This window comes from Stenomitos rutilans (assembly GCF_059505485.1).
In genome coordinates this window covers 1-18322 of the sequence record NZ_JCACKR010000025.1, presented here as the reverse complement: position 1 = coordinate 18322, position 18322 = coordinate 1, and the positions used below count along the sequence as shown (strand labels likewise).

Annotated in this window: 22 protein-coding genes and 1 tRNA gene; 16 read left to right on the top strand and 7 right to left on the bottom strand. The window is 50.3% G+C overall.

The window, feature by feature from the left end; genetic code table 11:
- Positions 1 to 55: 55 nt before the first annotated feature.
- The 3 genes from AC5JLP_RS02765 (at position 56) to AC5JLP_RS02755 (ending at position 1874) form a co-directional block, all read left to right on the top strand.
- Entirely contained in the window at positions 56 to 274 is a 219-nt protein-coding gene (locus AC5JLP_RS02765; protein ID WP_496066371.1) for a QAALIT motif small membrane protein, read from the top strand.
- 119 nt (positions 275 to 393) lie between these two features.
- Positions 394 to 1062: a sigma-70 family RNA polymerase sigma factor gene (locus AC5JLP_RS02760; protein WP_496066370.1), complete on the top strand. Its 669-nt coding sequence runs from the start codon at positions 394 to 396 to the stop codon at positions 1060 to 1062.
- A 269-nt stretch (positions 1063 to 1331) separates the two neighbouring features.
- Entirely contained in the window at positions 1332 to 1874 is a 543-nt protein-coding gene (locus AC5JLP_RS02755; protein WP_496066369.1) for an anti-sigma factor family protein, read from the top strand.
- Between the two features lie 23 nt (positions 1875 to 1897).
- Here AC5JLP_RS02755 and AC5JLP_RS02750 read toward each other — a convergent pair whose 3' ends face one another.
- Together AC5JLP_RS02750 and AC5JLP_RS02745 are read right to left on the bottom strand one after the other, a co-directional pair.
- Positions 1898 to 2314, bottom strand: a complete 417-nt coding sequence (locus tag AC5JLP_RS02750; RefSeq protein ID WP_496066368.1) for a gamma-glutamylcyclotransferase family protein — start codon at positions 2312 to 2314, stop codon at positions 1898 to 1900.
- A 275-nt stretch (positions 2315 to 2589) separates the two neighbouring features.
- Positions 2590 to 2663 (bottom strand) — tRNA-Arg (locus tag AC5JLP_RS02745).
- Between the two features lie 34 nt (positions 2664 to 2697).
- Here AC5JLP_RS02745 and moaC point away from each other — a divergent pair.
- The 5 genes from moaC (at position 2698) to murJ (ending at position 8576) form a co-directional block, all read left to right on the top strand.
- Positions 2698 to 3225 (top strand): cyclic pyranopterin monophosphate synthase MoaC, encoded by a 528-nt coding sequence (gene moaC, locus AC5JLP_RS02740; RefSeq protein WP_496066367.1) that lies wholly within the window; start codon positions 2698 to 2700, stop codon positions 3223 to 3225.
- Positions 3182 to 4495 (top strand): aminotransferase class V-fold PLP-dependent enzyme, encoded by a 1314-nt coding sequence (locus AC5JLP_RS02735; RefSeq protein WP_496066366.1) that lies wholly within the window; start codon positions 3182 to 3184, stop codon positions 4493 to 4495. Before moaC ends, AC5JLP_RS02735 begins: the two co-directional genes overlap by 44 nt.
- A gap of 331 nt (positions 4496 to 4826) precedes the next feature.
- Positions 4827 to 5018 (top strand): hypothetical protein, encoded by a 192-nt coding sequence (locus tag AC5JLP_RS02730; protein WP_496066365.1) that lies wholly within the window; start codon positions 4827 to 4829, stop codon positions 5016 to 5018.
- Between the two features lie 223 nt (positions 5019 to 5241).
- Positions 5242 to 6846 carry a hypothetical protein gene (locus tag AC5JLP_RS02725; protein WP_496066364.1) on the top strand — a complete coding sequence of 535 codons (1605 nt, stop codon included), beginning with the start codon at positions 5242 to 5244 and terminating at the stop codon, positions 6844 to 6846.
- 65 nt (positions 6847 to 6911) lie between these two features.
- On the top strand, positions 6912 to 8576 hold the full coding sequence (gene murJ / locus AC5JLP_RS02720; RefSeq protein WP_496066363.1) for a murein biosynthesis integral membrane protein MurJ: 1665 nt from the start codon (positions 6912 to 6914) through the stop codon (positions 8574 to 8576).
- 58 nt (positions 8577 to 8634) lie between these two features.
- Here the strand turns inward: murJ and AC5JLP_RS02715 are convergent, their stop codons facing one another.
- Together AC5JLP_RS02715 and AC5JLP_RS02710 are read right to left on the bottom strand one after the other, a co-directional pair.
- The gene (locus tag AC5JLP_RS02715; protein ID WP_496066362.1) at positions 8635 to 8943 is read right to left on the bottom strand and encodes a DUF3181 family protein; all 309 of its coding nucleotides are present in this window, start codon (positions 8941 to 8943) and stop codon (positions 8635 to 8637) included.
- A 122-nt stretch (positions 8944 to 9065) separates the two neighbouring features.
- Complete coding sequence (locus AC5JLP_RS02710) at positions 9066 to 9404, bottom strand: 2TM domain-containing protein (protein WP_496066361.1); 339 nt, start codon at positions 9402 to 9404, stop codon at positions 9066 to 9068.
- Positions 9405 to 9685: 281 nt separating this feature from the next.
- On the opposite strand from AC5JLP_RS02710, the gene AC5JLP_RS02705 reads away from it, so the two are divergent.
- Positions 9686 to 10201: a hypothetical protein gene (locus tag AC5JLP_RS02705; protein WP_496066360.1), complete on the top strand. Its 516-nt coding sequence runs from the start codon at positions 9686 to 9688 to the stop codon at positions 10199 to 10201.
- A 209-nt stretch (positions 10202 to 10410) separates the two neighbouring features.
- Here the strand turns inward: AC5JLP_RS02705 and AC5JLP_RS02700 are convergent, their stop codons facing one another.
- A complete protein-coding gene (locus AC5JLP_RS02700) occupies positions 10411 to 10620 on the bottom strand; it encodes a hypothetical protein (RefSeq protein ID WP_496066359.1) in 210 nt (69 codons plus the stop codon).
- On the opposite strand from AC5JLP_RS02700, the gene AC5JLP_RS02695 reads away from it, so the two are divergent.
- Both AC5JLP_RS02695 and AC5JLP_RS02690 read left to right on the top strand, forming a co-directional pair.
- Positions 10615 to 12318: a protein kinase domain-containing protein gene (locus tag AC5JLP_RS02695; protein ID WP_496066358.1), complete on the top strand. Its 1704-nt coding sequence runs from the start codon at positions 10615 to 10617 to the stop codon at positions 12316 to 12318. The two genes, AC5JLP_RS02700 and AC5JLP_RS02695, sit on opposite strands and share 6 nt — an antisense overlap.
- Positions 12290 to 12907 carry an NUDIX domain-containing protein gene (locus AC5JLP_RS02690; RefSeq protein ID WP_496066357.1) on the top strand — a complete coding sequence of 206 codons (618 nt, stop codon included), beginning with the start codon at positions 12290 to 12292 and terminating at the stop codon, positions 12905 to 12907. The genes AC5JLP_RS02695 and AC5JLP_RS02690 overlap by 29 nt, the downstream gene beginning before the upstream one ends.
- A gap of 139 nt (positions 12908 to 13046) precedes the next feature.
- Here AC5JLP_RS02690 and AC5JLP_RS02685 read toward each other — a convergent pair whose 3' ends face one another.
- Entirely contained in the window at positions 13047 to 13703 is a 657-nt protein-coding gene (locus tag AC5JLP_RS02685; RefSeq protein WP_496066356.1) for a sigma-70 family RNA polymerase sigma factor, read from the bottom strand.
- Between the two features lie 406 nt (positions 13704 to 14109).
- Between AC5JLP_RS02685 and AC5JLP_RS02680 the strand changes: the two genes are divergently transcribed.
- From AC5JLP_RS02680 to AC5JLP_RS02660, 5 genes are all read left to right on the top strand, one after another.
- Positions 14110 to 15009, top strand: coding sequence for an Npun_R2479 family HD domain-containing metalloprotein (locus tag AC5JLP_RS02680; RefSeq protein WP_496066355.1), 900 nt, complete (start codon positions 14110 to 14112; stop codon positions 15007 to 15009).
- A 298-nt stretch (positions 15010 to 15307) separates the two neighbouring features.
- Complete coding sequence (locus tag AC5JLP_RS02675) at positions 15308 to 15643, top strand: STAS domain-containing protein (protein ID WP_496066354.1); 336 nt, start codon at positions 15308 to 15310, stop codon at positions 15641 to 15643.
- 14 nt (positions 15644 to 15657) lie between these two features.
- The gene (locus AC5JLP_RS02670; protein WP_496066353.1) at positions 15658 to 15921 is read left to right on the top strand and encodes a TIGR02450 family Trp-rich protein; all 264 of its coding nucleotides are present in this window, start codon (positions 15658 to 15660) and stop codon (positions 15919 to 15921) included.
- 152 nt (positions 15922 to 16073) lie between these two features.
- On the top strand, positions 16074 to 16523 hold the full coding sequence (locus AC5JLP_RS02665) for a hypothetical protein (RefSeq protein WP_496066352.1): 450 nt from the start codon (positions 16074 to 16076) through the stop codon (positions 16521 to 16523).
- 189 nt (positions 16524 to 16712) lie between these two features.
- Positions 16713 to 17585, top strand: coding sequence for an aldo/keto reductase (locus AC5JLP_RS02660; RefSeq protein WP_496066351.1), 873 nt, complete (start codon positions 16713 to 16715; stop codon positions 17583 to 17585).
- A gap of 27 nt (positions 17586 to 17612) precedes the next feature.
- On the opposite strand, the gene AC5JLP_RS02655 is transcribed toward AC5JLP_RS02660, so the two are convergent.
- Positions 17613 to 18242, bottom strand: a complete 630-nt coding sequence (locus tag AC5JLP_RS02655; protein ID WP_496066350.1) for a DUF4351 domain-containing protein — start codon at positions 18240 to 18242, stop codon at positions 17613 to 17615.
- Positions 18243 to 18322 lie beyond the last annotated feature (80 nt).

Here is an 18322-nt window from a genome sequence, read left to right as displayed (position 1 = left end):
AACCCTGATTTCTGCAAAGAAACACACGGTTAGTCTGGATGCAAGAGGAGTGACTATGCTTGAGAAACTACTACTAGCCGGAACAATTACATTCTCGCTCAATCTATTTATCGGCATGAGCGTCCAAGCTCCCAGCCAGCCGACCGTTACGGCCCAAGCAACAACCGCTCGATCAACAGCGGCTCAATCAACGGCTACCCAACCCACGCACCAATCCGTCTATCTTGCAAAAGCACTGCACGATAGCCCGTTACTACGGAACTTATTTCAGTAATTTGGTTCAGTCAGTCGCCATTTTTAAGCGTCTTTGGCACTAGATATGCTCACTGTTGAGGAACCTTACTCCACCAGAAAGCGTCCTAAAGCATGGTATGTCTGAGAGTGACGTTATCCATGAATCAGTCTATTTCTGCATCCTGGGCATCCATGAAAACCATTGATGTGCCAGTGCCGATCGAAAAGCTGCCAGTCGAGAAGCTGTCTAATGTTGATCTGGTGTTGCAATGTCAAGCTGGTCTTCGACCCGATAAAGCGGCTTTTGCAGAATTGCTCCGTCGCTATCAGTCTCATGTAGAACGGGTGCTTTACCATTTAGCGCCTGATTGGCAAGACCGCTCTGACCTCGTGCAAGAAGTCTGGATTCGCGTCTATCGGCATATCAAGCGCTTGCAAGAGCCTATCAAATTTCGGGGTTGGCTCAGTCGGATTGCAACCAATCTGTTTTACGACGAACTGCGTAAACGCAAGCGCAGCAGCTATCCGTTATCGCTCGATGCCCGGTTGACCGTTGAGGATGGTGAGATGGACTGGGAAATTGCTTCTGAAACCCCCGGCCCAGACGAGGACTTGACTACCCGAGAGTTTTACGACCAGCTTCAATCGGCGATCGCAGATCTCCCAGAAGTCTTTCGCACGACGATCGTGCTACGTGAAATTCAGGGCATGGCGTACGAAGAAATCGCTGAGTTGACGGGCGTTTCGCTCGGTACCGTGAAGTCGAGAATTGCCAGGGCACGGTTACGGTTACAGACTCAACTGCAACGTTATCTAGATGGCGATTAATCACCAGCGCAGACAATGTCAGGGCCAAAGCATTTTTAAGACTATTTTTTCATTAAGACTCTCGCATATTTAGGGCTTTCAGGGTTTACTGATGAGTAGGTTTAAGTGGCTTTCTCGACTGGCTTGTGGTTTTGCTTCATGCTTGCTCTCAAAGCTTGTTTGCTTTTGATACCAGTGCGTTTAAACTACCAGTGCGTTTCAACCTATGACGTGGTGCCGAAATGACCTCTAACTTTAGTACTCCAAACGATTCTCAACAGCCACCTTCTATGAATGGTCAAAATTCGTCTTCATCCTCGTCCAATTTGATGCAGCGCGATCGCTTTGAGTTGCTAAGTGCTTACCTGGATGGCGAGGTCACCGCAGCCGAACGCAAGTTAGTTGAAGCATGGCTCGCCAATGATCCAGCCGTGCAGCGTCTACATAGCCGCTTGCTCAAGCTGCGTCATGGGTTACAAAACATGCCAGTGCCAGCCGCCACACAAACAGCCGAGCAGACTGCACATCAGGTGTTTGAGCGGTTAGAGCGCAAGCCAAAGCTGTCACTGGTTTGGGGCGGAGCGGCGATCGCAGCGCTGTTTGTTGGTGCTCTCGTCAGCAACCTCTTACCTGGCAATCAGCCTTCGCCTCAGCTTGCCAAAGGCTCTCAGCAGCCAGCGATCGAGGCACCTCAAACGAATGCCAACGAGGTATTACTGGTCGCGTTGGATAAACCGCTAGTCGATATTCCTAAAACCCCCGTTGCGGTGCCCAATAATGGTGCCTTCAAGAATGCAACAACGCCTACAGGGTCTAAACCAACTGCGCGTTAGCAGACTGTTTTCAGGCGCACGCGTTACTGTTGGTGCCACTGCCCGTCGGGTAAGAAAACGCCGCTCAACCGTTGAACTTGCGCTTTCGTCATCAGGTACGTCCAGGCTTGACCTAATTCTCGTTTTGCCTGGTCGTACACTGTAATTTTCTGGCGATCGTACTCGTTTTGTTCCAGGCTTTGATTGGGCACAGACGCATAAAATTCTGCTGGATCGTGCCGCTCATAGGCATCGAGCGCCTCCAGGACAGTTTCATCGGCGAATGATAGCACCATGCCATGCACGGTACCCACTTCAAGCGTCATGGCGGGGTAGCCGAATGGTAGGGCATATAGGCAACCGTTAGCGCTGGCAGGCTTTGCTGCAATAACGTGACTGGCACAGATCTGATAGTTCTTTTCACCTGGCTTTAGCGTGCCGTAGACAAAAACGTGAATCATGGCGCTGTTTCAGTCTTACCGTCATTGCAAGGGTTCTATGGGTCAACACGTGCTGATGATAGCCGATCGCGCCAAAGCACTGATTGGCTTTTGCATCGTAGGTTCTACCAGCGTTGATTGAGTACAGATGCTTCCTCTAAACCGTAGGCGCTTGGAGAACGCTAAAGTAGCAAGAAGCCTGTCAACCTGGCGCTGCTAAAACACGCAGCAAACCCAGCCGCATGGCAATACATAATCTGTACGATACACAGAAATTTGCTGATACCGTCCTTAGACGGGCTAGGAGGGATTCGAACCCCCGACACCGTGGTCCGTAGCCACGTGCTCTAGTCCACTGAGCTACAAGCCCTTGCAAGAACCCTATACTATCACATCGGGTTAGAATGACACAAAATTCCTCTGATACTCCATTCTCGATCGCCAGCCAACCCCTGACTCATCTCGATGCACAGGGGCATGCTCACATGGTTGATGTTTCAGCCAAGCCACAGACTATCCGAGAGGCGATCGCGGTAGGGCAGGTGCGGATGCGATCGGAGACACTGGCGGCAATTACGGCAGGCAATCTACCCAAAGGCGATGTGCTAGCGACTGCTAGGTTGGCAGGCATTATGGCAGCCAAGCAAACCGCACAACTCATTCCCCTTTGTCACCCGTTGCCGCTGCATAAAGTTGAAGTGAGCCTGCTGCCAGATCTTGCCTTGCCGGGGTACCGCATTCGAGCCTTGGTCAGAACGAAAGCCGAAACGGGTGTTGAAATGGAAGCCCTAACAGCCGTTTCTGTTGCGGCCCTGACGGTCTATGACATGGCAAAAGCACTGGAGAAATCCATGCAAATTGAGCAAATCCATCTGGTGAGTAAAACAGGTGGAAAGTCGGGGGATTACCAGTCAGGAGAAGACTGGGATTGAGTTACACTCAGCGGAGTATGCGCCTACTCTGTCAGTTCGCCAAATTCTACTAGTCCGCCAAATTGTGCTTGAAGCCTTACATCCGTCTGAACTGCCATTTCTACAATATTGGTCTCTCGACCCAACGATTACCTTCTTAAATCATGGCTCGTTTGGCGCGTGTCCGTTAGCGGTGCTGGCGGAGCAGCAGCAATTGCGGGCACGTATGGAGCAACAGCCCCTCCAGTTTTTTGGACGCGATCTAGAAGCGTTGCTGGATGATGCCCGTGCTAAACTCGCCGCGTTTGTGGGAGCTGATTCGGATGATCTGGCCTTTGTGCCGAATGCGACGACTGCCATTAACACCGTCTTGCGATCGCTCGTCTTTGCACCAGGTGACGAATTGCTGACGACGAATCAGGAATACAATGCCTGCCGGAATGCCCTGAACTATGTGGCAGAACGGTATAACCTGAAGGTTGTGGTCGCAGAGATACCATTCCCCATTGAGTCTTCAAAGCAAGTGGTTGAAGCAATCATTGGTTGTATTTCGGCACGCACTCGCTTGGCGCTACTGGATCATGTCGTCAGTCAAACGGGGTTGGTGTTTCCCATTGCTGAACTGGTGCAAGCACTCACGCAACGAGGTGTTGAGACGCTGGTGGACGGTGCGCATGCGCCCGGAATGGTGCCGTTGAATCTGCAAACAATCGGAGCAACATACTATACCGGGAATTGTCACAAGTGGCTTTGTGCACCCAAGGGAGCGGCATTTCTCTATGTGCAGCGCGATCGCCAAGCAGTCATTCGTCCACTGACTATAAGCCACGGTGCTAACGCGACCCGCACCGATCGCAGTCGCTTTCGATTGGAGTTTGACTGGACAGGGACGGACGACCCCACCGCCTACCTTTGTATTCCCACTGCCATTCGTGTCATGGAATCGCTGTTACCATGTGGTTGGCAGGATGTGATGGCAAAAAATCATGCTTTGGCGATCACGGCTCGTCGCCATCTGTGTGAAACGCTTGAAATCGTGCCGCCCTGCCCTGATGAAATGCTTGGCTCGTTGGCTGTTCTTCCCCTACTGGACGGCAATCCTCAATGGCTGCAAGATTCGCTGTTAGAGCGCTATCAAATTGAGGTGCCAATTGTGCCATTTCCAACCGCCAACAGCCGTCTTGTTCGAGTTTCGGCCCAACTTTACAATCGGTTGGAGCAGTATGAAGTTCTGGCGACTGCGATTGTAGCTTTGTTGTATGAAGAATTGAATCAAACTGCAAACAAATAATGCAGATCGGCAATGAATCTTTAAGCAAAATAAATCTTTAAGGAAACGTTCTTTGCGTCCTTTTTCCTACCGCAGAAATCGTGCGACACACAGCCAGCGTTAGTTACTGGTTAAGCGCAAGTTCTGTTTAATACCATCCAAAAGTGAAAAAATCGGAATTATTACAGAACGCAGAGCAGCTAGTCCCTTGCCGCTACTTTTTCTGTCTCATATCCTGGTAGAGAGTTCTCTAGCTTCTCAAGCAGTTCTCTAGCCTTTTCAGAAGCAATTTTTTCCAATTCGTCTTTTCAAAACCCCACGGTTCTTAACTGTTTAAATCAGAGGTATTAGTATGAGCGCGTGTCCTTGCTGTGGCGAAGTGTTGTTACGTCATGCTCGCCATACTGGCATTTACTGGTTTTGTACCCATTGCTGGCAAGAAATGCCTGATTTAACGCTAGATCAGCTTAAGATTCGCTACAACTTTTCTCACCCATCACGTTTAGCTAATTTGCTGCAAGCCCAATCAGCGCTCACAGTTTGAAGAAGTTTGAACGCATCGAATTTTACTCGCGTTAGTGACACAGTTGGTAGTCGTGATGTTCCCCCTCTCTGATGACTTGATTGTTGTAAAAAGCAGTCAAGTCGTCAGTTTATTTGAGCGCGATCGACAAGTTGTGCTCTGTGATTGGTTGTATTTCCTGGACAAAACGATCGCATCTTTATACAAGCTGAGCCTATCGCCTGACTTTAATAAGCACTGACGCATGAACCTACCGCTGCTCCTCGATATTGGCATTGGGCTTTTTGTGATTTACGTCACCTTTAGCCTTCTAGCCTCTGAATTTCAAGAGCTATTAACGACGTTATTGCAGTGGCGAGCACAGCACCTGAAGCAATCGATTGAAACCCTTTTAGCAGGCGAGAGTAAACCCGAACTAGGTCAATCAGCCGCAGAGATTCAACAGATTCAAACGCAGCTTAAGGCTTCTAAAGAGCTTGCGGATCGCCTCTATAATCACGCCCTTATTCGATCCCTTGAGCATGAATCGAAGGGACTACTAGGCAGCATTGCGGAACGAGTAAGTCAATGGACAAGCGCATCCAAAACATTTGCAGGCAAAGCCAGCGGGCCATCCTATTTACCCTCAGAAACGTTTTCGACTGCTCTACTAGAAACTTTAAAGATAGGAGCACTCACTCAAGCAATCACCCAACGTAAGTTCATTCAGCTAATAGTGACAAAGGTTGTACAACCGATTTTTGACGTAATCAGTGCTTTGCGGCATCACAACGCGAACGAGCTGCTATTGGAACCCGAACTGCAAGCATTTCAAACCGAAATTAAGGCGATTGAGCAAACGTTAAGCCATCAGCCAGAACTAGATTCTATCCCTTTGAGTCAGGTGGCTGGTGTTGTAAACCGCTTACTTACAAATGTCAAAGCGGTGTTGCCTGAAAGCGATCCATTGAGCCAGGGCTATGTGCAGCAACTGACCGCGATCGAGCAACAGGTTTCTACGTTAGAGAAAGAGGCAGAACCTAACTTTATTGAAGTGATGTCCTCCTTCAAGACTCTAACGTGGGTCGCCCAATCCCTTCAACCGTCCAATAACTTCGATCAGGCAATGCTAGACCAGATACCTGACTCAGCATTACAGCAACGCTTTCAAGCGGGGTACGATTTGCTACAAGCAACGAAGCAGGTGATTAAGGTTGCCGATCAGGGGCAAGATGATTTTCAGGCAATGCTAACGCAGCTTTCCCCTCATTTACGCGATAGCTTAGAAATGCTTGCAAAGCGGGCACAGACGAAGATTCCCCCGTTTGAGCAGGGGACAAACCAGTTGGCACAAGAAGTCGCCATTTGGTTTGATCGCTCAATGGAGCGTAGCGCAGGCGTTTATAAACGCAACGCGAAAGGGGTTGCCATGCTCATTGGCCTGGTGATTGCAGTTACTACAAACACTGACACGCTACACATTATCAATCGTCTGGCACAAGACTCTGCCCTCCGTGCCGCTTACAGTCAGGCAGCCAGCACCTTGGTGAGCACCAACCCTAACGCGATCGTCTGTCTGCAAGCTCAAACTGATCAAGCCTCCCAAATAGCCTGTTTGAACAATAATGCTGTAAATTTGCGGGTTGCCCTTGACCGGACAACGGCTTTACCGATCGGCTGGAATGCCACTAATTGGCAAGAGCAATGGCAGTTACACCCCCAGGGCAGGCTGATCGCAAGTCTTAAGCTCCTGATTGGCTGGTTGGTGAGCGCGATTGCGCTCTCAATGGGTGCACCTTTCTGGTTCAATGTGCTCAACAAGATTGTCAATGTACGTAATAGCGGCAAACCGCCAGCCTCAACCAGTTGATCAGCGTCTTAAACGCTCCCGATTCAAGCTTAAATAGATGAAGCCGTTTCAATGTGTCTGTCTGCGTGACTGAATCGAAGCCAACTCGTTCTCTGGCAGGCATTGCCGGAATTGTGGCGATCGCCACTCTCATCAGTAAAATTTTTGGGCTGATGCGACAGCAGGCGATCGCGGCAGCCTTTGGGGTGGGTCCAGCATACGGCGCGTACAACTTTGCGTATGTCATTCCAGGATTCTTGCTCATCCTGCTGGGTGGTATCAATGGGCCATTCCACAGCGCGATCGTCAGCGTCCTGGCTAAGCGAAAGCAAGATGAAGTGGCTCCCATTATGGAGAGCATTACTACACTGGTCGTTAGTCTTCTATTGTTAGTCACGATCGGGCTGGTGATTTTTGCCGATCCCTTGATGCATCTAGTTGCTCCAGGGCTATACCTGACCTCTGCTCAGGCTGCCGTGAAAGGGATTGATGCAGCAACGTTTCAAGTGCTGCAACAGACGAAAGACATTGCCATTCAGCAGTTTCGCATCATGGCACCGATGGCAATGCTGGCAGGGCTTATTGGTATTGGGTTTGGAGCCTTGAACGCGGCGGATCAATATTGGTTGCCCTCCATCAGCCCACTATTTTCTAGCGTGACGATGTTGATTGGGTTGGGAGGGCTAGCCCTTTATCTAGGCGATAAGGCGGCGTTGCCACAATACGCCGCTCTAGGTGGCGCTGTTTTGGCTTGGTCAACGTTAGCCGGAGCTGTGTTGCAATGGCTCGTTCAGCTTCCAGCCCAGTTGAAATCTGGGTTAGGAAGCTTCCGGTTGCGCTTCAACTTCCGTGAACCGGATGTGCAGGAAGTGATCAAAATCATGGGGCCAGCGACGTTTTCGTCTGGCATGATGCAAATTAACGTCTGGACGGATCTGTTTTTTGCGTCGTTCATTCCCAATGCTGCCGCTGCTGTTTCGGCAATGGGCTACGCTGGGCTGCTGGTACTCACGCCGTTGGGCATTATCTCTAATGCGATTCTGGTGCCGCTCCTGCCTGCCTTTGCCAAACTTGCTGCTCCCGACAATTGGCCTGAACTAAAGGTACGTATCCGTCAGGGGCTGCTCACCACTGCTGTAACCATGCTGCCAGTCAGTGCCTTAATGATGGCGCTAGCGTTTCCGCTCTCACGAGTAGTGTATGAGCGCTACGCCTTTAAGGTGGAAGATTCGTACCTGACAGCCTCCGTACTGGTTGCCTACGCCCTAGGCATGTTCTTTTACCTGTCGCGGGATGTGCTAGTGCGGGTGTTCTACGCGCTAGAAGACGGCGAAACGCCCTTTCGGATTAGCGTTGTCAACATTTTTTTCAATGCGCTGCTCGATTTCGTTCTGGTAAAACCGCTGGGAGCACCCGGTTTGGTGCTGGCAACCGTGAGCGTCAATGCCATTTCGATGGTGGCAATGCTGTGGATCTTGAACCGCCGTCTGGGTGGTTTGCCGCTGCGATCGTGGTCAATCTCTGTGGCTGGATTAACGATCGGCAGCGCGATCGCTGGCCTCGCAGCTTGGGGGACGTTACAGGCCAGTGAACACTTCTGGGGTCGAGACGGACTACTACTCTTGCTGTTTCAGCTATGCCTTGCTGGCGCGATCGGACTGCTCGTCTTCGCGCTGATTGCCGCCCAACTTCGATTGCCGGAGGTAGAGCAAGTGGTCGATCGCCTGAAGCAAACTTTTTTCAGGCGTTAAGCGCACTTCAAACCCTGAGTGGACTGCAATCGGCTCAAAACTTAACACTCAGAACTTTCTAAAGCTTCCGCTGAAACTCCTCTAGCAGGTCAATCAAATTAACCTGGCACTGCATCGGCAGCAGATCCGATAATGGGACTTCCCGCTTGCCGCCACCAAGCTTGACCGGAATCTGCTGAAGCACCTGGACAACATCGTCTTCCACAATGTCTTTAGACCCAAGCATTGGATAAAGCTTCTCTGCAAGCACCGTGTGAAGATGAGCATCAGAGAGGTAAAGATGCCACTTTGCCACGTCGATATAAATCGCTTCACCAATCTCCGCTGCAAGAGCCTCGATCGTTTCGGTAGAACTGGTTTTTGCCATTGCCGTGAGTTCCAAATTTGCTAAACAACGGTTGCCTGATAGCGGCAGCAAACTGAGCTTAAAAAAGAGGTTGTGGAAAGTTCGGATCGCGCGAAACTAAGAGGCCACGAGCGATCGTTTACTTACTTAGTTGATTTAGACGCTTTAGTCGAGACGGTTGGTTTAAAGCCTATGCCTGCGTTGGGAGTTGTAGGGGTTGGCTCAGTGTAGTCGGCGATCGCAAAAATGTAGACAGCATGCAGCAGCAGCAGTGCAACCCAGCCAAGCGTAATCCAGGGAGTCCAGGGTAGACCTCCCGGTGTGCCCAAGGGCGAAGTTTTTTCACCAAGAATACGGAAAAACCAGAGGCTAGAATTGGTCACGGCAAAAACAGCCACATGCGTCGCAAAGTTCATGCGATCGTCCAGCTTACGGTAAGCGGGATCGTTGCGATCAGGTTGACGGGGCCAGCGAGGAGGCATAAATCGTGAAAGTGCTATGAATAACTGAAGTTCAAAGTCTCATTCTAGAGTAACGAAGCAACCATCTGCATGATCAAGCTTTTAGCCTTTAAACAAGAAAGTTAGCCTGCATCCCCTTCAAAAATCTGTCACACCGCTTCTTCACCCAAAAGGCATTGGTCTAAAGAATTGCTTAAATTGCGGCATCAGTCAGGCCCAGCTAGCGGATGAGTAAGGTTAAAATTCAGAAGGTTACGGATTCTAATAAAGAAATATCGCTGTTCTCACACCGGACTACGTTTGTGACTATTGCACGTTTTTTTCGTGGTTCGAGGCTTAAGCGCCGCCTAACCCACTTGACGGTCGTGGTGCTGCCTGATGAAGCATCCACATTTCAAGCGTATCGACTGCTCCATCACCACGGTATTTCCCCAGAGCATTTGGCGATCGTTGGTGAAGGATATAGTAGTCCAGACCGGGTTGGCCTAAAAGCACCCCTACAAATTGCGGCTGATAAGGCTCGCAGGTTAGGTCTATTTGCAATGGTTTCAGGCGTTGTCTTAAGTTTAAGCATTTCACTCATCGCCAATCCAGGTTGGAATACAGCGCTTATTGTGTTAGTAACAGGCATACTTAGTGGCTTTTGTGCTGCGCTTGTTGGTGCGTTAGTTGGCTTCTTAGGCGAAGGAAGTACAGCTAGTATCTATCGACATCATTTAGATCAAGGACGGTATCTGCTGTTAATTGAAGGCTCCGAAAGACTTGTTAATCGCGGACAGGAAGTGCTAGGCCATTACTTGACGCCCAGCCCTTACTAAGCGCAAGTAGTGTTGTAAAAGACAGCATAAAGTAGGACAACGCATTCTTCAAACAGTCACGGCTCTTTATAGTCGTGGCCTGAATTTAAAGCGACAATTCGACATAAAAATGGCGCGATTTAGTACAAGCGTTCTATAATTTTGTCAACCATTCAACGAATGGCAGCAAGCAACGGTGAGAGCATCACTTGGCGTTAGCACATGAGCCATCAGCGATTAACGAATCGCTGGTTGTTGTTTTCTAATGCAGTAATGGTGGTCTTCACCTTACCGCTGCGATTGCTTGAAGGTTGAACGATCGACGCTGGCATGAGAGATCTCAATCTCAACTGCAACAGCTCTAAAATTTTGCTGCCATAGCGTCTTTCTGCTGCTATCTTTTTGTCGATCGCCCACATTAAGCCGATACTGTTATGCACCCTTCGATCGTCCCTGGTACACTGCTTCAAAACCGCTATTGTTTGATTGGTGCAGCGGGCCAGAGTAAATTTGGTCAAACTTATTTGGCCCGTGATCAAAAGCGGCTGAATGAACTCTGCGTCGTCAAAGAATTTACGCCAGTGGTGCAAGAGCCAGCGGCGATCGAAGATCTGCGTCAACGCTTTCATCAAGAAATCTTGGGGCTTTATGAGCTTCAGCATCCTCAGCTACCGCGTTTGCGCATGGTCTTTGCCCAGGAGAATCGGCTCTATTGGGTGAGAGATTACGTGGAAGGCAAAAGCTACGGTGTGCTGTTAGACGAACGCAAAGCACAGGGGGAAGTCTTTTCGGAAGCGGAGGTGCTTCAACTTCTGCTTAAAGTGCTGCCGGTGCTGACTTACCTCCACAATCGCGGGATGGTGCATCGAAACCTGTCTCTCGATACGCTGATTTTGCGGCAGCAAGACCAGGTGCCTGTCTTGATTAACTTTGGTTTAGTGCAAGAGTTAGTAGCGCAGTTGCAGCTTCACCCGATCGATCAACGTGAGGTTTTGGGGCAGTGGGGCTTTGCGCCGCCAGAACAGTTTCATGGTAAGGCTGAGCCTGGCAGTGATTTATATGCCTTAGCAGTCACAGCGATCGTTCTACTCACAGGCAAAATGCCCGAATCACTCTACAACAGCCAAACCCAACGGCTTGACTGGGAGTCACTTGTAACGGTGCATCCAAACTTCATGCGGCTGTTGCGCCAGATGCTTCAGCTTCAGCCCCAAAAGCGCCCCACCTCAGCCGCACAGGTATCAAAAATCTTAGAGCCGCTGTTACCGACGGCTGCTGTCAGTACCCTCTCTGACCATACTGCGCCTGCGTATGACGCACCCGTTGAGACTTCAGTTAATCCCGCAGTAAGTAGCCCTGCAACAGGTGCGCCAACAGATGCCCCCTCCATGCATCTACCCCGCACACCCAAGAGGCGAAAAAAAACAAAGCGGCGTAGTGATAGCGATCCACGCGCTTCAGCCGCAATGGTGGTTGGTTTAGTCATGCTCATTGCAGCAGTAGCGTGGAAGTTTCTGCCGCACAACCAGCCCCAGGCTAAGCCCAATACCAGCCCAACCACTCAACCAGCCGTTACAGCAGCCAGCCCAAGCAGTTTACCAAAAGCGCCGTCTCCTAGCATTTCCGCGAGTCCATCAAGCCCGTCTTCCCAACGTGACTCGGTTTCAGAGGAAGCGCTGCGCGATCGTCGTCGTGATCTCAACATTAAGTTTGAGTTTTTTACAAGCTTGGTAGACGAGGTGTTTTATGGCAAATATCCTCAGTTGCGATCGCGCAAACTGGGCGATTCAGAGCAAGACAAGTTTAAACGCGAATGGAACGCGATCGCCAGCAATGCGATGGACAAACTGGCGACGTTGAAACCTGAAACGCGCGCTAAGATGGGCAGCTACCGCCGCGTCAACTATGATGAGTGGCTAAAAGTTTTGGGCGAAGCTGGTACCAAAAGTAGCCCTCGCCTCGATGCGCTGGCAGACAGTCGCTTCTTTCAGCTCTTTCCTGATCAGAAAGGTAAACCGTTGAATCCGCGCACCTTCGGGCAAGTGTGGTACGCGATCGCAGACGAGCAACTTAGCACTGCTAAAGCCCAACCCCGTCCCGCATCCGGCAGTGACACCAACAGCAATCGATCGTTGTAACAGGCACTCCTATGACACAGTAGAAGCGTTCCTCTACAGCCACTGCTCTATGCCAGATGTGCCTCATTTCCAGGAAGCAGGACGGATTAATCCTGTTAGCCCCGACGATCGCATGTCCGAAACCACCTACAGCACAGCGCTGGATTTCCTTGTCTTTGCCTGTGTTGATCTGGTGTTCACCCACCAGCACCAAATCCTGCTGGCAAAGCGCAACACTGAGCCGCGATCGTCCTGGTGGATTGTGGGCGGCAGAATGGTCGCAGGCGAAGCACCAACAGATACTGTCAGGCGAAAAGCACAGCAAGAAGCGCAGTTAGCCAATTTAGACGCTAACCGCTTTCGGTATGTTGGTGTCTATTCCACCGCTTTTGCCACTCGCTGCCAAGCACCCAAGCATCACGGCTCTCACAGCTTAAACGTGACATACCAGATCGAATTAACGGTGCCGGAAAAGGAGCAAGTGAAGCTGCGATCGGACGAATACGACACCTGGCAGTGGATTGACCTGGATCACGTCACACGCCTGCTCACGCTCGATAATGCGATGGATCACGCGCTTTTGAGAGTCGTAAGTGATCTGCGAGTGTGAAGGGAAGGCAGAAGAGAGGGAGTTGGGAATCGGGAGTCGGAATGCGGAGGGGCTAGGGAAGTAGGGGAAGACGGAAATTTAACTCAAAACTCAGAACTTAGAACTCAAAACTCTCCCCCTACTCCCCATTCCCTACCCCCTATTCATCCAAATATGGCTGCAATTGGAGTTGTAAGCGTTGACGGGCACGGGCAATGCGCGATTTTACGGTGCCCAGCGAAGCACCTGTCAATGCAGCAATTTCTTCGTAACTCATGCCTTCGATTTCGCGAAGGATGATCGTTGTGCGAAAGACTTCGGGCAGATCGGCGATCGCCACTTTAAGCTGGTCGTAAAACTCCTGACGGCTCAACGCTTCATCCGGTTCGGGCGTATCGGCAGCAATTTCCCAATCCATCTCGCCATCACTGAATGTCAGGGGTGCGTCCAGCGATAAAGGCACTGCATGGCGTTTGCGCTTCCGCAGTTCGTCGTAAAAGAGGTTTGTGGCAATACGGCTCAGCCAGCCCTGAAACTTTGCTGGTTCATTGAGCCGTCTCAGGTTGCGATACACACGAATCCAAACTTCCTGCACTAAATCCGCCCGATCTTGCCAATCGGGCGCGAGATGATAAAGCACCTTTTCTACATGTGGCTGGTAGCGTCTTAACAATTCAGCAAACGCTGCTTTGTCGGGACGATAACCTGCCTGACACTGTAAAACGAGATCGAGGTTTGGTAAGTCTTTTACTGACACCGACGCCTGTGTGAGCATTGTCGTAACTGTTGACCAGGATACAGGCAGAGAGGAATTCATTCACAAACCTCATGCAAAGACGCTGATATCTGATTGCGATGCGCCAGACGTTGGTTAAACGTCCGGGTCTCGCATTACTCTCAGGTTAGAAGTTACAGGGCCAACTACCCCCTATAGAAGTGCCACTTGTCTAACTGTCAATTTTTGTTGCCTTTGCTATCCACGAGCAGCACTGAAGGCAAACGTAACTCAGTGCGGTCACGCTTAGACCGGAATTGCTATACATGAAAGAGGCCACAAAGAGGAAGTTACTGCTTCGAGTGTGTGAGTAAAGATAGGGGCGATCGTAAGGCACGATGATTCATTCGCCTTTTCGTCATACCTGAAAGAAAAAGCTGGGAAAGTTAGTGAGAAGTGCAGTCTCTATAACTTAATCCTGTATAAGATTTCTAGAGTTCCTCACCGTTTGCCCTACTCCTCTCCGACACCCCTTTCCTCTACTGCCATCCAGCGTAAGCGAGTCGCCAGCATGTTCAACGCTACCGAACTTCTCATCGAAGACTTTGTCAACAAGCTCAAGGAAGGCTATCGGCGCACCTATGGAGGTTGGAAGTCTGACTATGAAGATATCATCGGGTGGGTTGGCTCAATGGCAATGGAGAATATTGCTAATAGCGATGCGCTCTATCACAACGTGGAGCATTCGATTCTCGTAACGCTGGTCGGGCAGGAAATTTTGCGCGGTCGGCATATTCGTATGGGCGGTGTTTCTTGTGAAGACTGGCTGCATTTCATCATTTCGCTGGTCTGCCATGATATTGGCTATGTGAAAGGCGTGTGTCGCCAAGACCGGGATAGCATGTACGCAACAGGCAAGGATGGCAGCATGGTGAATCTGCCTCCCGGTTCATCCGATGCAGGGTTGACTCCATACCATGTCGATCGCGCTAAGCTCTTCATTGACGAACGCTTTGGAGGCCACAAGCTCATCGATGCCGAAATCGTCAAGCGCAATATTGAACTCACCCGCTTTCCCGTCCCCGCCGCCGAAGATCATCAAGACACCATCAACTATCCCGGCCTGATTCGTGCTTCTGACCTGATTGGACAACTAAGCGATCCGCGTTACCTCAAGAAAATTGGCGCTTTGTTTTACGAATTTGAAGAAACAGGTGTCAATCAGGCACTTGGTTACCGTCATCCCGGTGATCTCCGCAAGAACTACCCCAAATTTTATTGGCACGGCGTTTTTCCGTATATTAAAGACGCTCTCTACTATCTGTCACTCACACAGCAGGGCAAGCAGATTGTGGCTAATCTCTACTCCAACGTGTTTGTAGTCGAGCATGAAAAGCCAGAAGACTAAGGTCTGTCATCAATGACTCATGACCTGACTTGTAGCAGGGGTTCCAGCCTCTAGCCTGGTTTGTGAGGACGGGCGCGGCAAGGCTGATACTTTAAGGTTTCTGAACTTATTGATGACGGGCCCTAAGCTTACGGATGATTTCCTTGCCATTCATATTCCGGTACTTGGCAATTCTGCATGCCTGAGAAGACTGTAGGCGACTGCGAACACTCACTGTTGTAAGTCTTTAAGGCTAGATGCATCACAGCCCCGTCTGGGCACTCTAAATCGATAGAGACAGGCGAGGTTTAAGATTGCAATGATACAAACGTTTTATCCCAAAAGAATTCTCAGTTCCTCAACAGCAGGCGATCTTCTTGATGGCGTTACCCACGCTCTCGAAACTGGCACCTTAAACATTTTGATTGACTTTCAACAAGTCATGTTTATGGACAGCACTGGTTTATCGGCACTAGTCATTGCGCTGAAGCAGGTACATAAAGGAAACGGGCGTTTGGCGCTCTGTCGCCTCAATGGGCAGGCCTATATGGTGCTTGAGCATAGCGGTATGAACAAAGTGTTTGAGATCTACGAAACGCCAGAGGCATTTGCTCGATCGCTTATGGACAGTGCAGGCGAATCACTGACAAAGTAGTTGATAATGGCAATATGCCACGCAAACAAAAGTACCCGCATCTCGTACAGTCCAAATGGACGGCTCAGCAAAAAATTGACGGATGGCGGCATTTTCAAGTGACCAATCGCAAGAATCAGGGGCAGTGGGTCTTTGCCGAACTGGTTGCTGCCTGCGATCCAACAGTACGGTTTTGGCTTAATGCACGCTTGTTGAAGGATCGATCGCTCTGGCAAGCAGGTTGGCAATCACTCCAGGAGCAATCATTGCCGGAGTCTGAAGCGAGTCGAGTGCAGTAGGGCGATCGCCATTGCTTCAATGAATTACACTACTTTAACGAGTTAGAAGCAGCAAATCTGTCTCAGGGAAGGTTGCATAAGAGCGCGCACCAGTGTATCTCAGTCAGTAACCTCGGTTTTCGAGGCAACATTACTAAACTAAAGAGGTTTTTATGTTGAAATGGCTGGGAACAACGATGGTGGTTGGTGCTGTGATGTGCCTGGGAGTATCAGCAAACGCTCAGTCATGCCGCCTGCTGAGGGTAGTTGAAGGGAAAGGTGCCTATTCTGTGCAGAAAAAAGTTTCGGCTGCCAGCACCCCCGTTAGCCCAAGTAACTGGAATACCGATTTTGCTGTACCAGGTGGACAACGCTATAGCTCCTATGCGGCGACAATCCGAGCTAAAAATAAGGGCAATTACAGCATTCAGATGAACCTGAAGTATGCAAACGGCACGTCGGATAAAGTCTACGATAGCAAGGTGTCGTTGAAAGACAATGAAGCCGTGAACCTCTCAGGCTCACCCCGCTTGAATACAGAACCGTATCAGGTCAATGTAGTCGTCGGTGGGATTCCAGTCACTGGCAATTCATATACCGTTTCTGCTTCAGGATGCCGCTAATAGCCAATTCCAAGCAGCACACCTCTAGACAGATGACGCTTTCTTGTTATTAGGGTGATCTACGGTTAGAGAACAGCAAACTTGCGTTGCCTCCGTGTCTCTGCGCCTCAGCGGTCATACTTTCAACCGTTCTAGCAGTGCGCCTGTCAGTCGTTCTCTTAACCGTAGCTCTCTTACAGCAGGCATTACATGGAAACAAAACAGTTAGGTAATACAGGCATCACCGTCAGCACGATCGGCTTAGGCGGTATGCCCATGTCGCTCAGCAGTCGTCCACCAGAAGCGCAGGCGATCGCCACGATTCACCGCGCTTTGGATTTAGGTGTCACGCTAATCGACACTGCCGACTCCTACTGCAAAGACGAATCCGACAAGCACCACAATGAGCGCCTGATTCACAAAGCACTTCAGGAGTACGACAAGGACACAACCAATGTGATGATCGCCACCAAAGGCGGGCTGATGCGTCCTAACGGTTCCTGGACGCGTAATGGCAATCCTGACCATCTGCAGGAAACCATTCATGCCAGTTTTGAGGCGTTGGGTGGCGACCAGCCGATCGGTCTCTGGCAGTACCATGCCCCTGATCCTGACTACTCGATCGAAGCCTCCCTCAAACCAGCTAGAGAAGCGGTTGTTAATGGCCTCATCCGGTTTGTCGGCGTCTCTAATTTTTCGGTAGAGCAAATTAAACGCGCTCGTGATGTCGTTGAAATTGCGTCTGTGCAGAACCAATACAACCCCTGGCACCGAGAACCTGAAACAGATGGCGTGCTGGAATATTGCGATCGCGAAGGGCTAACCTTTTTCCCCTGGAGTCCGTTAGGGGGCAGTCGGCGGTTTAGCCAGATTAAAGAGATTGAGGCGATCGTGCAATTGGCTCAAGCTAAAGGCGTCTCGGTTTACAGTATCGTGCTGGCATGGCTGCGGGCGAAATCGCCCAGCGTCTTACCAATTCCCGGAGCCAGCAAACCAGAAAGTATCGAAGATTCGGTTACAGCCGCAACGATCAGCCTTTCTCAGGCAGAGGCAAACCAAATCGATCAAGCAACGGCTGCTTGAAGCAGAGAAATGGACGGTCGATCGCCATTATTCTTCAGCGTTTTCTGCTAACCACGTTTCCAAATCAGACAGGTTGGAGAAATCCAGCAGCGCCTCTCCTAAAGACTCCAGTTGGATAATAGCAATTGCCGCAACGCGCGATCGCACGGAGTCTGGTAACACTCCAACCTTGCGGGAGAGTAGGCGCAAAATGAGCGATCGTTCCCGTTTAATGCCTTGCTCAATGCCTTGCTCAATGCCTTGTGCCATCCAACTGGTGACAATTTCCATCACGCTCTCCTGCTCTGCTGGCTCTAGTCTATCAAGCTCCACCCGAAACATTTGCGACTCCGGCTCATTCAACCGTAAGTAGGTGTCTACAAACCCTGAAAGCAGGCGTGATCGAGCTGGGTCTAACCGCAAGGTTGCAATCAGACGTAAACATTCTGCCTTCACTTTGGGACGGTCTTCTGATGCGATTTGCATCTTTGCCATGAGTGCGGCTGCTACAGGATTACGCTGGTTGAGATAATCCCGCCAGTGCAGCCGATTTAACTGAATGGCCTCAAAGTTGAACTCTAGAATTTTGCGGTGTGGAAACTCAACGGTGTAGGTACAAGCTTCTGGGCGCTGTGGCTCGTCAAACGAGAATACTACGATCGGGTAAATGCGCTGCAAGTATTTCTGGTAGAGCCGTGCGAAGGTCGAAGAGTCGAGGGCAGGCGTTACCGTCTACCCCCTCTCCTCCGAAACCGTGC

Bases quoted from the DNA above. Each gene is read 5' to 3' on its own strand.
- AC5JLP_RS02755 (WP_496066369.1), top strand. From the start codon at position 1,332: ATGAATGGTCAAAATTCGTCTTCATCCTCGTCCAATTTGATGCAGCGC.
- AC5JLP_RS02730 (WP_496066365.1), top strand. From the start codon at position 4,827: ATGAGCGCGTGTCCTTGCTGTGGCGAAGTGTTGTTACGTCATGCTCGC.
- AC5JLP_RS02725 (WP_496066364.1), top strand. From the start codon at position 5,242: ATGAACCTACCGCTGCTCCTCGATATTGGCATTGGGCTTTTTGTGATT.
- AC5JLP_RS02685 (WP_496066356.1), bottom strand. From the start codon at position 13,703: ATGAATTCCTCTCTGCCTGTATCCTGGTCAACAGTTACGACAATGCTC.
- AC5JLP_RS02750 (WP_496066368.1), bottom strand. From the start codon at position 2,314: ATGATTCACGTTTTTGTCTACGGCACGCTAAAGCCAGGTGAAAAGAAC.
- AC5JLP_RS02715 (WP_496066362.1), bottom strand. From the start codon at position 8,943: ATGGCAAAAACCAGTTCTACCGAAACGATCGAGGCTCTTGCAGCGGAG.
- moaC (WP_496066367.1), top strand. From the start codon at position 2,698: ATGACACAAAATTCCTCTGATACTCCATTCTCGATCGCCAGCCAACCC.
- AC5JLP_RS02710 (WP_496066361.1), bottom strand. From the start codon at position 9,404: ATGCCTCCTCGCTGGCCCCGTCAACCTGATCGCAACGATCCCGCTTAC.
- AC5JLP_RS02695 (WP_496066358.1), top strand. From the start codon at position 10,615: ATGCACCCTTCGATCGTCCCTGGTACACTGCTTCAAAACCGCTATTGT.
- AC5JLP_RS02760 (WP_496066370.1), top strand. From the start codon at position 394: ATGAATCAGTCTATTTCTGCATCCTGGGCATCCATGAAAACCATTGAT.
- AC5JLP_RS02665 (WP_496066352.1), top strand. From the start codon at position 16,074: ATGTTGAAATGGCTGGGAACAACGATGGTGGTTGGTGCTGTGATGTGC.
- AC5JLP_RS02675 (WP_496066354.1), top strand. From the start codon at position 15,308: ATGATACAAACGTTTTATCCCAAAAGAATTCTCAGTTCCTCAACAGCA.
- AC5JLP_RS02765 (WP_496066371.1), top strand. From the start codon at position 56: ATGCTTGAGAAACTACTACTAGCCGGAACAATTACATTCTCGCTCAAT.
- AC5JLP_RS02670 (WP_496066353.1), top strand. From the start codon at position 15,658: ATGCCACGCAAACAAAAGTACCCGCATCTCGTACAGTCCAAATGGACG.
- AC5JLP_RS02660 (WP_496066351.1), top strand. From the start codon at position 16,713: ATGGAAACAAAACAGTTAGGTAATACAGGCATCACCGTCAGCACGATC.